This window comes from Mesorhizobium sp. P2_F5, assembly GCF_056403715.1.
On sequence record NZ_JBFUEY010000014.1, the window covers coordinates 68,458 to 84,336 of the forward strand.

11 protein-coding genes are annotated in these 15,879 nt (G+C 64.4%); 10 read left to right on the forward strand and 1 reads right to left on the reverse strand.

What is annotated here, in order from left to right; genetic code table 11:
* Window positions 1-18: 18 nt before the first annotated feature.
* From AC1DYO_RS19600 to AC1DYO_RS19630, 7 genes are all read left to right on the forward strand, one after another.
* Window positions 19-1,122: a mandelate racemase/muconate lactonizing enzyme family protein gene (locus AC1DYO_RS19600; RefSeq protein ID WP_477266038.1), complete on the forward strand. Its 1,104-nt coding sequence runs from the start codon at window positions 19-21 to the stop codon at window positions 1,120-1,122.
* Between the two features lies 1 nt (window position 1,123).
* Window positions 1,124-2,308 carry a mandelate racemase/muconate lactonizing enzyme family protein gene (locus tag AC1DYO_RS19605; protein WP_477266040.1) on the forward strand — a complete coding sequence of 395 codons (1,185 nt, stop codon included), beginning with the start codon at window positions 1,124-1,126 and terminating at the stop codon, window positions 2,306-2,308.
* A gap of 310 nt (window positions 2,309-2,618) precedes the next feature.
* Window positions 2,619-4,283 (forward strand): ABC transporter substrate-binding protein, encoded by a 1,665-nt coding sequence (locus tag AC1DYO_RS19610; protein WP_477266042.1) that lies wholly within the window; start codon window positions 2,619-2,621, stop codon window positions 4,281-4,283.
* Between the two features lie 131 nt (window positions 4,284-4,414).
* Complete coding sequence (locus AC1DYO_RS19615; RefSeq protein ID WP_477266044.1) at window positions 4,415-6,757, forward strand: molybdopterin guanine dinucleotide-containing S/N-oxide reductase; 2,343 nt, start codon at window positions 4,415-4,417, stop codon at window positions 6,755-6,757.
* 11 nt (window positions 6,758-6,768) lie between these two features.
* The gene (locus AC1DYO_RS19620; RefSeq protein ID WP_477266256.1) at window positions 6,769-7,722 is read left to right on the forward strand and encodes an ABC transporter permease; all 954 of its coding nucleotides are present in this window, start codon (window positions 6,769-6,771) and stop codon (window positions 7,720-7,722) included.
* A complete protein-coding gene (locus AC1DYO_RS19625; RefSeq protein ID WP_477266046.1) occupies window positions 7,719-8,594 on the forward strand; it encodes an ABC transporter permease in 876 nt (291 codons plus the stop codon). The genes AC1DYO_RS19620 and AC1DYO_RS19625 overlap by 4 nt, the downstream gene beginning before the upstream one ends.
* A complete protein-coding gene (locus tag AC1DYO_RS19630) occupies window positions 8,587-10,626 on the forward strand; it encodes a dipeptide ABC transporter ATP-binding protein (RefSeq protein WP_477266048.1) in 2,040 nt (679 codons plus the stop codon). Before AC1DYO_RS19625 ends, AC1DYO_RS19630 begins: the two co-directional genes overlap by 8 nt.
* Before the next feature lie 106 nt (window positions 10,627-10,732).
* Here AC1DYO_RS19630 and AC1DYO_RS19635 read toward each other — a convergent pair whose 3' ends face one another.
* Window positions 10,733-11,641, reverse strand: coding sequence for a LysR family transcriptional regulator (locus AC1DYO_RS19635; RefSeq protein WP_477266050.1), 909 nt, complete (start codon window positions 11,639-11,641; stop codon window positions 10,733-10,735).
* Between the two features lie 115 nt (window positions 11,642-11,756).
* On the opposite strand from AC1DYO_RS19635, the gene AC1DYO_RS19640 reads away from it, so the two are divergent.
* From AC1DYO_RS19640 to AC1DYO_RS19650, 3 genes are all read left to right on the forward strand, one after another.
* Window positions 11,757-13,412 (forward strand): ABC transporter substrate-binding protein, encoded by a 1,656-nt coding sequence (locus tag AC1DYO_RS19640; RefSeq protein ID WP_477266052.1) that lies wholly within the window; start codon window positions 11,757-11,759, stop codon window positions 13,410-13,412.
* A gap of 107 nt (window positions 13,413-13,519) precedes the next feature.
* The gene (locus AC1DYO_RS19645; RefSeq protein ID WP_477266054.1) at window positions 13,520-14,404 is read left to right on the forward strand and encodes a DUF427 domain-containing protein; all 885 of its coding nucleotides are present in this window, start codon (window positions 13,520-13,522) and stop codon (window positions 14,402-14,404) included.
* A 144-nt stretch (window positions 14,405-14,548) separates the two neighbouring features.
* The gene (locus AC1DYO_RS19650; RefSeq protein WP_477266056.1) at window positions 14,549-15,871 is read left to right on the forward strand and encodes an NAD(P)H-dependent oxidoreductase; all 1,323 of its coding nucleotides are present in this window, start codon (window positions 14,549-14,551) and stop codon (window positions 15,869-15,871) included.
* Window positions 15,872-15,879 lie beyond the last annotated feature (8 nt).

The following is a 15,879-nucleotide window of genomic DNA, read 5'->3' on the forward strand; positions in this document are numbered from 1 at the left end:
AGCCAACGGACAGACAAAGTGCAGATCAAATCCATCAAGGCCTATCGTGTCGTGCAGCCTTTCGTGGACGGGCCCTACCGCATGTCCAAGGGGCGGGTCGCCGACTGCTTCGACGCGGTGATCGTCGCCATCACCTCCGACAGCGGCGTGACCGGCTGGGGCGAGATGGCGCCGCTCGGCAATTTCTACTCGGCCGCCTTTCCGGCCGGCACCCGCGCTGGCGTGGTGGAGATCGCGCCACATCTCATCGGCCAGGACCCGCGTGGCCTCGCCGGCATCGGCCGGCTGATGGATACGGTGTTCAAGGGCCATCCCTATATCAAGTCGGCGCTCGACATGGCGTGCTGGGACCTTGCCGCGCGCGCCGCCGACGTGCCGCTGGTGACCATGCTCGGCGGCCGCGAAAGCGATATGGCGGAGACCTACCGCGTCGTCACCCATGGCACGCTCGATCAGATGGCGGCACTGGCCAAAAGGATCATCGCCGAGGGCTGCCGCCGCCTGCAGGTCAAGGTCGGCGGCAACGTGCATGACGACATCGAGCGGGTGACGGCGGTCGCCTCGGCTGTGCCGAAAGGCACGGTGATTTTCTGCGACGCCAATGCGGGGTGGACGCCCTATCAGGCACGCCAGTTCGCCGACGCGACGCGCGGCATCGACTACACGTTCGAGCAGCCCTGCACCATGATCGAGGAGAACATGTCGGTGCGCCGCATGCTCGACAAGCCGATGGTGCTCGACGAGAGCGTTATCTCGCTGGAGGCGATGCTGGAAATTCACCGACTGGGCGCGGCCGACGGGCTGACGCTGAAGATCTCGCGGCTGGGCGGCGTGACCAGAACCCGGCAGATCCGCGACGTCGCCGTCGATCTCGGCTTCATGATCACGGTCGAAGATACGGGCGGCGCAGAAATCGATACGGCGGCGATGGCGCATCTGTCGCTGTCGACGCCGGCGGAACGCCGGCTGCATGCGATCGCCTTCCACGAATGGGTGACTGTGCGAACTGCCACCAACGCCCCACCGGTCACCGGCAGCCATATGGGCATTCCCGACGGCCCCGGCCTCGGCATCGATGTCGTGCCCGACCTGCTCGGGAAACCGTTCTTCGAGATCGGCTGAGATGAAGATCAAGCGCATCAAAGCAACGCCGATCAACTACCGGCTCGAAGCCCCTTACGTCTGGGTGTTCGGCGAACTCGACGGCTTCTCGCCGACCATCGTCGAGGTCGAAACCGAAGACGGGCTGATCGGTATCGGCGAGGCGCCGACGCCGGCGGCCGCAGCCGTCATCAACGATGTGCTGGCGCAGCGGCTCGTCGGCCGCGACGCTTTCGACATAGCCGGCGCCGAGGAAGTCTGCCTGCCCTTCTGGAGCGGCGTGCAGTCGATCAACGACCGCACCCGCATCATGGCCTTCGGCGCTATCGAGGTGGCCCTGTGGGACCTGCGCGGAAGGGCGTGGAAGCAGCCGCTCTACCAATTGCTCGGTGGCGCCGTGCGCAAGGACATTCCCTTCACCGACTATTTTTCGCTGCGTGGCGATGGTGCGAAGGTGAAAGGCGAGAAGACGCCCGAAGAAGTCGCCGACTATTGCGTCGAACTGCATGAGCGCTTCGGCACCACCTTCTTCGAAGGCAAGTTCTCGACGGATGATCCGAAACTCTCCCTGAAGATGGTCGAGCTGATCCGCAAAAAGCTCGGCGACGATGTGATGATCCGCATCGATTCCAACCAGGCCTACTCGCTGGCCACGGCCAGGCAGCTGGCGCGGCCGCTTGAGGAGCTTGGCGTGCGCAACTGGGAGGATCCCGTCGCGACCATCGAGGAGATGCGTGAGCTGCGGCGTCACACCTCGATCCCGTTCTCGACCCACAATATCGACATTGCGCGCGCCATGGAGCTGAAGGTGCCGGACGCCTTTGTCGGCAACCCGACCGCGCATGGCGGCATCGGCCGCATGCAGCGCTTTGTCGGCGCCTGCGAGCATGCCGGCATCGACTACTGGTGCTACAGCGGCGACACCGGCGTCGGCAGCGCCTGCTACCTGCATCTGTGCGCGGCACTTGGCTGGATCCGGGAGCCCAACCAGTCGCTGTTTCGCATGCAGCCGATGGATATTATCGAGGAAGGGCCGTTCGTGCCGAAGAACAATGTCGTGCCGGTGCCGGAAGGACACGGCCTCGGCGTCAAGCTGTCGCAGGACAGGCTTGCCGCCTGCCATCGCGACTTCGCCCTGAACGGGCCGTGCAACAAATACCACGATCCGGAAAAGCCCGGCACCTATCGCCGGCTGCCTTTGAACTAGGCGGTTTTCCGCCCGCAATTGCGTCAAAACAACGAGGAGTGATCACACAAGCCGACAAGAGACGGATACAACAAGAGAAGCCTGCGGCTGGGACAACGATCACAAGCGCGCGGGACGAACGGGTTAAAAGCATTGCCTCGTGAAATCCGGTCCCTCTTCGCCGAAGGACCGGATGGACCGCCAAAAATCGCGTGCTACAGTCCCGGTCGAGAGACTTAGTTGACGGCCGGGATAAGGAGAACTCCCAGGAATTTCGTCAGCCATAAGAACGTACCAACCAACCAAAAATGCAGGGGAAAGGGTAGAACCCATGATCAAGAATTACCGCCTTCTCGACCTCGTCCGGCGCCAGCGCACGCCGCTCGAAAACCACCTCATCGACGGGCTCGTCGACGGCCGCGTCAGCCGCCGCGAATTCATTCGCCATGGCAGCCTGCTCGGCCTGTCGCTGCCGCTGCTCGGCGGCATCACCACGGCGGCCGGCTTCGGCGGCATGCCTTCACTCGCCCGCGCTCAAGGTGCGCCGGGCGCCACCATTCGCGTCGCCAGCAGCGTGCCGGCCGCGGCGATCGACCCGGTGACCATCGCCGATGCCGGCGGCCTTGTCGTCCTGCAGCAGGTGGCCGAATTCCTCTGCGTCGACGGCCCCGATCTGGTGCTGCAGCCGGCGCTGGCGGAGAGCTGGAAGCCGAACACCGACGGCACGGTGTGGACGTTCACGCTGCGCAAGGGCGTGAAATTCCACTCGGGCGGCGAGATGAAGGCCGACGACGTGGTGGCCAGCATCGACCGCCTCGCCGATCCGGCGAATTCCTCCAACGCGCTGTCGGTCTTCAACGGCATCCTGCAGAAAGGCGCCTCGAAGAAGGTCGACGACTATACGGTCGAATTCCACCTTGACGCACCGAACGGCAACTTCCCCTACATGCTGTCGTCGGACAACTACAACGCCGTCATCGTGCCAGCCAGCTACAAGGGCGACTACGAAAAGAGCTTCGACGGCACCGGGCCGTTCAAGATCGAAAAATACACGGCAAAAGTCGGCGCCTCCTTCGTCCGCAACGAGGACTATTGGGGACCAAAGGCACTGCCGGAGCGCACCGAATTCACCTTCTTCGCCGACACGCAGCCAATGATCCTGGCGCTGCAGGGCGGCCAGGTCGACATCATCAACCAGCTGCCAGTTTTGGCCGGCGTCGGCCTGCTCAGCGATCCGAACATAGACATCATCAGCCTGAAATCGGTCGCCCACCAGCAGCTGCATCTGCAGTGCGATGCCGATCCCTTCAAGGATTCGCGCGTGCGCCGCGCCATCGCGCTCAGCCTTGATCGCGACAAACTGGTCGCCGGACTGATGAAGGGCCGCGCCGTTGTCGGTAACGACAGCCCGTTTGCCTCCGTCTATCCCTCGACCGACCCGACCGTGCCGCAGCGCAAGCAGGATATCGCACAGGCCAAACAGTTGATGGAAGCGGCGGGCGCCGGCAAGGGCTTCAAGGTGACGCTGACCACCGAGCGCTATCTGGAAATCCCTGAATACGCCCAGCTTATCCAGAATGCGGTCAAGGAAATCGGTATCGAGCTCGAGCTCAACATCCTCGATCAAGGCGCCTATTATGGCGATGCGGTGTTCGGCAAATCGAACTGGCTGGATTCAGTGATGGGCATCACCGATTACGGCCACCGCGGCGTGCCAAACGTTTTCCTAGCCGCGCCGCTGAAGAGCGAGGGCACCTGGAACGCAGCGCACTTCAAGAACAAGGACTATGACGCGCTGGCGACCAGCTACATCGCCGCCCTCGACCTCGAAGCGCAGAAGGCGGATGCCGGCAAGATCCAGAAGCTGCTGCTCGAGGAAACGCCGGTGATCTTCGGCTATTTCTACGACTATCTGACGGCGACGGCGAAGGGCGTGACGGGCGTACAGCCGACAGCGATGTCGCAGCTGTTCCTCGAAAAGGCATCGAAGGCCTGAACACGAGGAAGAGCTGATCCCACAACCGCCAGCCCCAGGCCAGGGGCTGGCACCTGATGACTAGCCGGGACAGTGCGCATGGCGCCTGCCCGGCTTGGGCCATCGTGAATGATCCCACATTGACGTGTCCAATGGAGTCCAGAACCCTGCTCACTACCATGCATTGGGGGACATACGAGGTCAGGACCGAGAACGGCAGGCTCGTCGGTGTCGAACCGTGGAGCGGCGATCGCGATCCGTCGCCGATCGGCCAGTCCTTGCTCGGCGCCGCGCAGGGAAACATGCGCGTCGCGCGACCCGCCATCAGGCGCGGCTGGCTCGAAGGGGACAGATCGGCAGTCCGCGGCCGGCGGGGCGGCGAAGCCTTTGTCGAGGTGCCCTGGGAGAAGGCGCTCGACATCGTCGCGGCCGAGCTTGACCGGGTCCGCACCGCGCATGGCAACGCCGCGATCTATGCGGGATCGTACGGATGGGCGAGCGCCGGGCGATTCCACCATGCCCAAAGCCAGGTCCACCGCTTCCTCAACACAATCGGCGGCTACACAAGCTCGGTCCTCAGCTACTCCTACGGCGCGGGCGAGATCATCCTGCCGCATGTGCTCGGTGGGACCGACGGCCTCACCGGCAATCATTCCACCTGGGACGGGATCGAGCAGCACAGCCAGCTCATCGTCGCCTTTGGCGGGCTGCCTTGGCGCAATGCGCAGATCCAGGGCGGCGGCGCGGCACGCCATGAAGCCTCGGCAGCCTTGCAAAGGGCCGTCGCCAACGGCGCTCGGCTCATCAATGTCTCACCCGTGCGCGACGACGCGCCGCGCGGTGTGGAGACCGAATGGCTGCCGCTGCGGCCGAACAGTGACACCGCCGTCATGCTGGCGCTGTGCCATGTGCTGATCAGCGAGGGCCGTCACGACGAAGCCTTCCTGGCGCGCTACTGCACCGGCTTCGAGGTCGTGCGGGCCTATGTCATGGGCGAAAGCGACGGCCAGCCGAAGGATCCGGCCTGGGCGGCGGCGCTGAGCGGCATGACAGCGGAAAAAATCATCGCGCTGGCCAGGGAGATGGCAACCAAGCGCACCATGCTGATGGTCAGTTGGTCGCTGCAGCGTGCCGACCATGGCGAGCAGCCCTACTGGGCGGCGATCACGCTCGCCGCTCTGCTCGGCCAGATCGGATTGCCCGGCGGCGGGTTCGGCTTCGGCTATTCATCGACGAACGGCGCCGGACGGCCGGAGCTCGGCTTTCGCTGGCCGTCCGTGCCGCAGGGCCGCAACGGCGTACCGGATTTCATACCTGTGGCGCGTGTGGCCGACATGCTGCTCGATCCCGGTGGGTCGTTCGAATTCAACGGCGCTGAGCTGTCCTATCCCGATGTCAGGCTGGTCTACTGGGCCGGCGGCAATCCATTCCACCACCATCAGGATCTGAACCGTCTCGTCGAGGCGTGGCAGCGGCCGGAGACGGTCATCGTTCACGAGCCCTTCTGGACGGCGACGGCGCGCCATGCCGACATCGTGCTGCCGGTCACCACACCGCTGGAAAGGAACGATCTCGCCTTTTCGAACCGCGAAAACCACGTGGTCGCCATGAAACAGGCGATCGATCCGGTCGGGGAGGCACGTGACGATTATCGTATCTTCCGCGACCTGTCGGCGCGGCTCGGCACAAGCGAAGCCTTCACTGAAGGGCGCGAGGCCGACGAATGGATTCGCCTGCTTTACGACCAGGCAAGGGACAATGCGGCCGCGGCCGGAGTCGAGATGCCGCCATTCGACCGTTTCTGGCATGACGGCCACGCCGAGCTTGCCCGCAAGGTTACGTCGCAGACGTTCCTTGGCTCGTTCCGTGCCGATCCGCAGCAGCACCGGCTGGCGACCCCGTCAGGCCGTATCGAACTGTTCTCCGCGACGATCGATTCCTTCGGCTATGACGACTGTCCGGGCCATGCCGTGTGGCGGGAGCCGCGGGAGTGGCTGGGTAGCGACCTTGCCGGCCAATTTCCGCTGCATCTTTTGTCGCCGCAACCAGCCGACAAGCTGCACAGCCAGTATGACCACGGCTCGGTCAGCCGCGCCGGCAAGGTGTCCGGCCGCGCACCGCTGCAGATGAACCCGGCCGATGCCGCGGCGCGCGGCATCCTGGATGGAGAGATTGTCGTCGTCTTCAACGATCGCGGATCGTGCCTGGCCGGGGCAATCCTGACCGACGGGGTGATCCCCGGCGTCGTGCAACTGCCGACCGGCGCATGGTTCGACCCCGTCGAACCCGGGCAATCGCCCAGCCTGGAAAAGCACGGCAACCCGAATGTGCTGACGGCGGACCGGGGCACGTCGCGCCTTGCCCAGTCGCCGACCTGTAATTCGACGCTGGTCCAGGTGTCGCGATTTGCAGGCGCCGTTCCGCCGGTGACGGCGTTCGAGCCGCCTGTCATACTGAATTTGTCCGACGTCCCCGGCATGGCCGGCCTTTCATAGGAGTCGATGCCATTCTCTCCTTCCTCGCCCGGCGTGTGTCGCTGTCGCTCGTCACCCTGTTCCTGCTCTCGATCATGGTGTTTCTGGGCGGCCAGGTGCTGCCCGGAAATGTCGGGCGCGCCATATTGGGGCCGTTCGCCGACCAGCGCGCCGTCGATGCGCTGAACCACACGCTCGGCGTCGATCGTCCGCTGCTCACCCAATATGGCAGCTGGATCTGGAATTTCATCCAGGGCGACATGGGGACGTCCTATATCTTCCGCTCGCCGGTGGCGCCGTTCGTGCTCGATGCGCTCGTCAATTCGATGAAGCTCGCCGCGGTCGCCTTCGTGCTGGTGGTGCCGATCGGCATCCTCGGCGGCGTGATTGCCGCGCTCAACCTCAACCGCCCGCTCGACCGCATCATCAGCCTCGGCGGCCTGTCTGTGACGGTGCTGCCCGAGTTCGTAACCGGCATCATCCTGATCCTGATCTTCGGTGTCTGGCTGCGCTGGCTGCCGATTTCGGCGGCATGGCCGAAGAATGCCGGCTTCTTCACGCAGCTCTACTATCTGATCCTGCCGTCGCTGCCGCTGTTCCTGGTGCTGTTCGGCTATATCGCCCGCATGGCGCGTTCCGGCATGATCGAGGCGCTCGATTCCGACTATACGCGCACCGCCGTGCTCAAGGGCCTGCCGTGGCGCACAGTGATCTGGCGCCATGTGCTGCGCAACGCGCTGCTGCCGACCATCACAGTCATTGCCACGCAAACCGGCTATCTCATCGGCGGCCTCGTCGTCATCGAGACGCTGTTTCGCTACCAGGGCATCGGCTCGCTGATCTTCACCGCCGCGCGCGGCAAGGATTTCCCGATCCTCGAGGCCGGCATCCTGACCATCGGCATCGTCTATGCGGTGGCCACCCTTGCCGCCGACTTTCTCTATTCCGTGCTCAATCCACGCATTCGCCTGGGGACAGACCAATGAGCGCCACCGAAACCATACCGGCGCCCGACACCGCCGCCCGGCGCGGCCCCTGGGCCGAAGTGTTCTTCTCGCTGCTGCGGTCGCCGACTTTTCTCGTCGGTCTTGGCATCGTGCTGTTCTGGGTCGCCTGCGCGCTGTTCGGCGAGCATTTCGCGCCCTACGACCCGCTTGCCGACGACATCATCAACGCGCTGGCACCGCCTTCGGGCGAGCACTGGTTCGGCACCGACCAGATCGGCCGCGACGTCTTCTCGCGCGTCATCGTCGGCTCGCGCGACATCCTGACGGTTGCGCCGCTGGCGACGTTGCTGGCGACGGTGGCCGGCACCGCGCTCGGCCTTTTCACCGGCTATTTCCGGGGCATTGTCGACGACATCGTCAGCCGCATCCTCGAAGCCTTCATGGCCATCCCCGTGGTCATTGTCGCCTTGCTGGCAATCGTCGCGCTCGGCACCTCCAAGGCAACCGTCATCGTCGTCATCGGCCTGAGCTTCGCGCCGATCATTGCCCGCACCGTGCGCTCGGCCGTGCTGGCCGAACGCGAACTCGACTATGTCGCTGCTGCCCAGCTCCGGCATGAGAGCGCCCTGCATACGATGTTCGTCGAAATCCTGCCCAACGTCATTCCGCCGATCCTCGTCGAGACAACGGTGCGTCTCGGCTATGCGATCTTCGCCGTTGCCACGCTTTCCTTCATGGGCTTCGGCATCCAGCCGCCCTCGCCCGACTGGGGACTGTCGATCTCCAGCAATTACGGCATGATCGGCGGCGGCTTCTGGTGGACGGTGCTGTTCGACGCGCTCGCCATCGCCTCGCTGGTGATCGGCGTCAATCTGGCGGCCGACGGCGTTCAGGGGGCGCTCAATGACTGAGAAAGCCGCCAACGCACTCGAACTCCATGACCTCTCCGTCGCCTACCGCGTCAATGGCCGCAACCGCGCGGTGCTGCGCAATCTCAGCCTGAACATCGGCCAGGGCGAGGCCTATGGGCTGGTCGGCGAATCCGGCTGCGGTAAGTCCACGGTGGCGCTCACCGTGGTGCGCTATTTGCCGCGTAACGGCTCGATCACCGGCGGGGCGATTTCGCTCGACGGCCAGGATGTGATGAAGCTCGACGCCGAAGCACTCAGGCGCGCCCGCGCCGACAGCGTGTCGATGGTCTATCAGGACCCAGGCAAGGCGCTGAACCCGTCGCTGCGCATCGGCCGTCAGCTGACCGAGATTTTCGAACTCGGCGGTGTGACCGGACAGGCGGCGGAAGACCGCGCCATCGCCATGCTGAACCGTGTGCGCATTTCCGATCCGAAGAGCGTCATGCAGCGCTATCCGCACCAGCTGTCGGGCGGCATGCAGCAGCGCGTGGCGATTGCCATGGCGCTGGCCAACGATCCGACCATGCTGATCCTCGACGAGCCGACGACCGGTCTCGATGCGACGGTGGAAGCCGAGGTGCTCGACCTGATCGCGCAGTTGCGGCGCGAACTTTCGGCCTCGATCCTGTTCATCAGCCACAATCTCGCCGTCGTCTCCAACATGTGCGACCGGGTCGGCGTGCTCTATGCCGGCATGCTGGTCGAGGAAGGGCCGACGGATCGCGTGTTCAGCGATCCGCGCCATCCCTATACGGTGGCGCTGCTGCGCTGCCTGCCGCGCGGCGGCCAGCGCAAAGACCATGGCCGCCTCGACACCATACCGGGCTTCCTGCCCGGCATCGGCGCCACCATCAAAGGCTGCGCCTTCGCCGACCGCTGCGCGCTGGCGACGGACCGCTGCCGCACCGAATTGCCACCCCTCTATGAGCTTGACGATGGCCATGGGGGTGTGCGGCTGTCGCGCTGCCACTATCACGAGCAGGCGCAGGCGCTGCCGCGCGCTACGCCAAGCGATGTCTCGGTCCCCGCTCGCAAGGAAGCGCCGGCGGTGCTGCGCGTCGAGGGGCTGAACAAGACCTATGCCAGCCATGGCCATGCGCTGCGGGCGGTGAAGGATGTCTCGGTCAGCCTGAAGCCCGGCGAGACGCTGGGCCTGGTCGGCGAATCCGGCAGCGGCAAGACGACCTTCGCCCGGCTGCTGCTCGGTCTCGTGCCGCCCGACGAAGGCGGCACCATCGAGCTCGAAGGCAAGACGCTGGCGCCCAGGCTGGAGAACCGCAGCGACGACCAGATCAAGGCGATGCAGATCGTCTTCCAGAACCCGGATTCGGCGCTCAACCGCTCGCATTCGATCCGCCATTTGATTAGCCGGGCGTTGAAGCGGCTGGCCGGCTTGAAGGGTGCTGCATTGCAGGCCCGCCTCGAAGAACTCGTCCGTTCGGTGCGGCTTACCGACCGGCATCTCGCCGTCAAGCCGCGCCAGCTGTCGGGCGGTCTGAAGCAGCGCGTCGCCATTGCGCGCGCCTTTGCCGGCGAGCCGCGTATCGTCGTCTGCGACGAGCCGACCTCGGCGCTCGACGTTTCGGTGCAGGCGGCGATCCTCAACCTGCTTGCCGACCTGCAGTCGAAGGAAGATGTCAGCTACATCTTCATCTCGCACGACCTTGGCGTGGTGCGTTACCTCTCTGACAAGATCGCCGTGCTCTATCTCGGCCGCATCATGGAGCTCGGGCCGTCCGAAAACGTCTTTGCCGGGCCGCATCACCCCTATACGGAAGCGCTGCTGTCGGCGGTGCCAAAACTCGACCAAACCGAGACGACGCGCATTCGCCTCGACGGAGAAATCCCCAGCGCCACCAATCCGCCGTCGGGCTGCGTGTTCCACACACGCTGTCCGCGCAAGATCGGCGCGATCTGCGAGGAAAAGGAGCCGCCGCTCAGCGAAGCCCAGCCCGGCCATTCGATCCGCTGCCATATTCCCTATGCGGAGCTGGCAAGGCTGCAGGCGCCGAAGCAGCCAGTGCCTGCCTGAGGCGCTAAAGCGCGTCGCGTTTGAACGGGTTCAGGCGACGCGCTTTAGCTCTTTGTTTTGTGCATGTCGTTCTCTCAAAACCGGGACCACTTTTGAGCGACATGCATTAGCCCCGATAGGTATCGGCCATGCTGAAGACGCGATCGCCTTCGGCAAACCCTTCAGCCGCGGTCCAGTCCTTTGCCAACGCGCGCAATCCGTCGAGCGCGACATTGAGCGTATCCGACGAGGCGGGGTTGGCGGGATAGGCGAGATAGATCGGCCGCTGGAAGACCGGTGCATCCTCGATGCGGCGTATTTCGCCGCGCTCGATATGGCCGCTGACGGCGCTGAGCGGCAGATAGGCGGCAGCCTGCTGCGACAGCACATGCTGCAGGCCGATGAACACCAGCCCGGCCGATATGGCCGGCTTGATCATGCCGGCAAAGGCGCGGTCGTGTTCGATGCGGAACTCCAGTCCCCAGTCCATGAAAATGTAGTTCTCGGCCCATGGTCTGGTCTGGGTGGCATGCTGGACAAGCACGACCTGATCGACGGCCAGCGTCTCGTAGACGACGCCGGGATGCGGCCGCGGCAGATAGAGGATGCAAATGTCGAGCAGGCCTTCGGCCAGCTGGTCGATCGCCTGGTCGGGGAAACTGCCTTCGAGCCGGAGCGCGACGTTGGGCCGCCTTTCGCGCATCCAGGCGATCCAGGACGAGGTGATGCGGTCCCACAGATAGGCGGGTGCGGTCAGCCGCAGCAGCGTCTCATAGCCATCGGGAACGGCGATGTCCTGCCGCGATTGTTCCCAGGTGCGGGTGATCGAGGAAGCGTGCGGCAGGAACTGGCGGCCGGCCGGCGTCAGCGTGACGCCATCGCGGTCGCGCACGAAAAGCCGGCGCCCCAGTTGCTCCTCCAGGCCCCTGATCCGCGCGCTGACCGTCGACTGGGCGAGGTTCAGCCGGCTGGCGGCGACGGTGAAGCTGCCATGGGTGGCAACCTCGAGAAAACTGCGCAGATTTTCAGTGTCCATGATTTGGCTCCACCATCGAAAATTTCGATGGCCGCCATCAAAAAATATCGCTTTCCGGTCGGGGTCAACAGTGAACTATTTAGCGGAGCCCCCCGCGAAAACAGGAATGCCGCCCATGCCGAAGCATTTCCAGACCATCGATGCCGCCCGCAAGACCTTAAGCGCCATCGAAAATTCCGCTGTCGACGAATTGCTGGCCGGCCGCATCGGCCGGCGCGATTTCCTCAGGCATGGCAGCATGCTCGGCCTGTCGCTGCCGTTCCTCGGCAGCCTTGTCGCGGCGGTGGGTTACGGCACGCAGCCTGCCCGCGCCGAGGGCAAGCCGGGCGGCACGGTGCGCGCCGGCATCGCCACGCCGGGCGGCGCCATCGACCCCGTCACCTATTATGACAGCGGCAGCTATCAGCTGGTGTTCCAGACCGCCGAGTTTCTCTGCGTCACTCAGCCGGACCTCACCCTAAGACCGGTGCTGGCCGAAAGCTGGGCGCCGAACGAAGACGGCAGCGTGTGGACCTTCAAGCTGCGCAAGGGCGTCAAATTCCACAATGGCGAAGAGTTCAAGGCCGACGACGTCGTCGCCACTTTCGACCGGCTGGCCGATCCCGCCGGCGCCTCCAACGCGCTGTCGGTGTTCAAGGGCCTGCTGTCGAAAGGCGGCACCCAGAAGGTGGACGACCACACCGTCGCCTTCCATCTCGACGCGCCAAACGGCAGCTTTCCCTATTCGGTGTCGATCGACAATTACAACGCCGTCATCCTGCCGGCGAGCTACAAGGGCGACTACGAAAAGACCTTCGAAGGTACTGGGCCCTTCCGGCTGGAAAGCTACACGCCCAAGGTCGGCGCAACCTTCGTGCGCAACCCCGACTATTGGGGCGAAAAGGCGCTACCCGACCGGCTAGAATTCAAATTCTACGGCGACGTGCAGCCGCGCATCCTGGCGCTGCAGGCGGGCGAAGTCGACCTGCTCGACGCCGTGCCGCTCGATGTCAGCCAGGTGGTGCTGAACAGCCCCGATATCACGGTGCTGCGCGTTGCCTCGACCGCGCACCGCCAGTTGCACATGCGCTGCGACATGGCGCCGTTCACCGACAAGCGCGTGCGCCAGGCGTTGGCGCTCTGCATAGACCGCTCCAAGCTGGTCGATGGTCTTTGCCGCGGCATGGCGGCGACCGGCAATGACAGCCCGTTCGCGCCGGCCTTCCCGGCTACCGACAAGTCGATCCCGCAGCGGGCGCAGGACATCGCCAAGGCCAAGCAACTGATGGAGGCCGCCGGCCTTGCCAACGGCTTCGACATCACGCTGACGACACTGCGCTATTCCGACATTCCGGGCTATGCGCAACTGTTCCAGAATTTTGCCAAGGAGATCGGCGCCCGCATCGCGCTCAACATAGAGGACCAGGACAAATATTACGGCAAGGCGGTGTTCGGCCAGTCCGACTGGCTGGACAGCCCGCTCGGCATTACCGACTACGCGCATCGCAGTGTGCCGAACGTCTTCCTGAAGAGCCCGCTGGTCAGCGACGGGCCGTGGAACGCGGCGCATTTCAAGAACACCGCCTATGACGGTATGGTCACCTCCTATCTGAAGGCGCTCGACATCGGCGCGCAGCGCAGTGCGGCCTCCGACATCCAGAAGCTGCTGCTCGACGAGACGCCGGTCATCTTCAGCTATTTCCCCGACCTTCTGGTGCCGGTGCGCAAGAATGTCAGCGGCCTGCCGCCGATTGCGGCCGGGCTGCTGCTCGATCGCGTATCCGTGGGGTAGAGGATCCCGGACTGAAGGCCCGCGTGACAAAAGCGATCAGGTTTTGCTGCGTTGACCTTCGGTTCGGGTTTGATCGTGCTCAACAAGAACCTCATCCGGCTCAAGCCATGCACCAGCGTTCAGCCACAAAAGACAAGAAGCGGGAGACTACCATTCGCAAGTCCCATCTGCGCGGTCGCGGACCGCATTTCCCGGTGCTCGACCAGATCGTCCAGTACGAGTTCGAGCCCGGCTACGTCGCCTTCACCATGCCGTCGCTGAAACGGCTGCGGGTGCAGGTGGGATCGATGACCGTCGCCGACACGACGAGAGCGCTGGTGTTCCACGAATCCGATCACCTGCCGGTCTATTATTTCCCGATAGAGGATGTGCGCGAGGAGTTCCTGCTGCCCTCGAAGACGACGACCGAAGATCCCTACAAGGGCACCGCCACCTTCTACTCGCTCAATACCGGCATCACGCTGGTCGAGGATGGGGCATGGCGCTATCTCGATCCGGCCAAGGGTTGCCCGCCGATCGCAGGCTATATGTCGTTCGTGTGGAGCAAGATGGGCCACTGGTTCGAGGAGGATGAGGAGATTTTCGTCCACGCCCGCGATCCGTTCCGCCGGGTCGACTGCCTGCCCTCGTCACGGCGGGTGCAGGTCATCCTCGACGGCGAGCAAGTGGCGGATTCGCGCCGCGGCGTGTTCCTGTTCGAGACTGGGCATCCGGTGCGCCACTATCTGCCGATCGCCGACACCAGGCTCGATATGTTCGCGCCCAGCCGCTACATCTCGCGCTGCCCCTACAAGGGCATCTCCAACTATTACCACGTGACGACCGCCACCAAGCGGCACGAGAACATGGTGTGGTACTATCCCGAGCCGGTGCACGAGGCCGAGCGCATCAAGGGGCTGGTGTGCTTCCACCACGAACTGGTCGACAAGATCCTGGTCGACGGGGCGGAAATATCGAAAGAGGCCACGGCGGCGTCGGACGGATATTTCTGAGGGGCGCGTCCCCGTCATCATCGTCGGGTGGCAGGCGGCGCCAAATGGCGGCCGCAGCGATCCGTCACGCCCCCCTCTGTCCTGCCGGACATCTCCCCCACGAGGGGGGAGATTCTGCGGCGCGTCATGACTGGAGGAAGCGATATGGCCCATCCGCAATTTGCAGCGGAACTTCTGCAGCGCGCTGAAGCCCAGGGGCCTATCACCATCGGCCTGGCCGGCGCCGGGCAGATGGGCACCGACATCGTCGTCCAGGTGGCGCTGATGCCGGGCATGCGGATCGGTGCCATTTCCGAGGTGCGGCCGCAAGCGGCGATCGATGCAGCGCTGCTGGCCGGCCATGACCGCTCCGACATCGTGCAGGCCGCCAATGCCTCGGCCATCGACCGCGCCATCGAGGCCGGCAAGATCGCGGTCACCGAAGATTTGCATGCGCTGGCTGCGGCCGGCCGCATAGACGTCATCATCGACGCCACCGGCAATCCCAACATCGGCACGCTGTTTGCGCTCGAAGTGATGAAGAACGGCAAGCACATCGTCATGCTCAATGTCGAGGCCGACATCACCATCGGCCGCTTCCTCAAGGAGGAAGCCCGCAAGGCCGGCGTCGTCTACACGGGTGCTGCCGGCGACGAACCTGCCTGCACGCTGGAGATCATCGGCTTTGCCCGCAGCCTCGGCTTCAACATCATCGCCGCCGGCAAGGGCAAGAACAACCCGCTGAAGTTCGATGCCATGCCTGACGACTATGCCAAGGAAGCGGCCGAGCGCAACATGAATGCGCGCATGCTGGTCGAGTTCGTCGACGGCTCCAAGACGGCGATCGAAATGGTGGCGATCGCCAACGCCACCGGCCTGGTGCCCGACGTGCCGGGCATGCACGGCCCGACCGCGTCGCTGAAGGAGCTCGCCAGTGTGCTCTGCCCGCGCGAAGATGGCGGCGTGCTGCACCGCAAGGGCGTGGTCGACTATTCCATCGGCAAGGGCGTGGCGCCTGGCGTTTTCTGTATCATCGAAACCAGGCACCCGCGCGTGATGGAGCGCATGATCGACCTGAAGGTCGGCAAAGGCCCCTATTTCACGATCTTCCGGCCCTACCACCTGACCAGCCTGGAAGTGCCGCTGTCAGCGGCGCGCGCCGTTGTCTACAAGCGCGCCGACATGGAGCCGCTCGACCATCCGGTGGCCGAGGCAGTGGCGGTGGCCAAGAGCGACCTCGGCGCCGGGCAATCGCTTGGCATGATCGGAGAGACCGACTATCGCGGCTTTGCCATGACCTGGGAGGACGCGCGCGCCAAGGGTGCGCTGCCGCTCGGGCTTGCCGAACGCGCCAAGGTGGTCAAGCCGATCAAGACCGGCGACTTCCTCACCTATGAAAATTGTGTACCCGACGATTCGATGGTGATAACGCAGATCCGCCGTCGTCTCGACCAGTCGGACGGACGGTTCGTGACCAACGCCGCCTGAACCCTTCG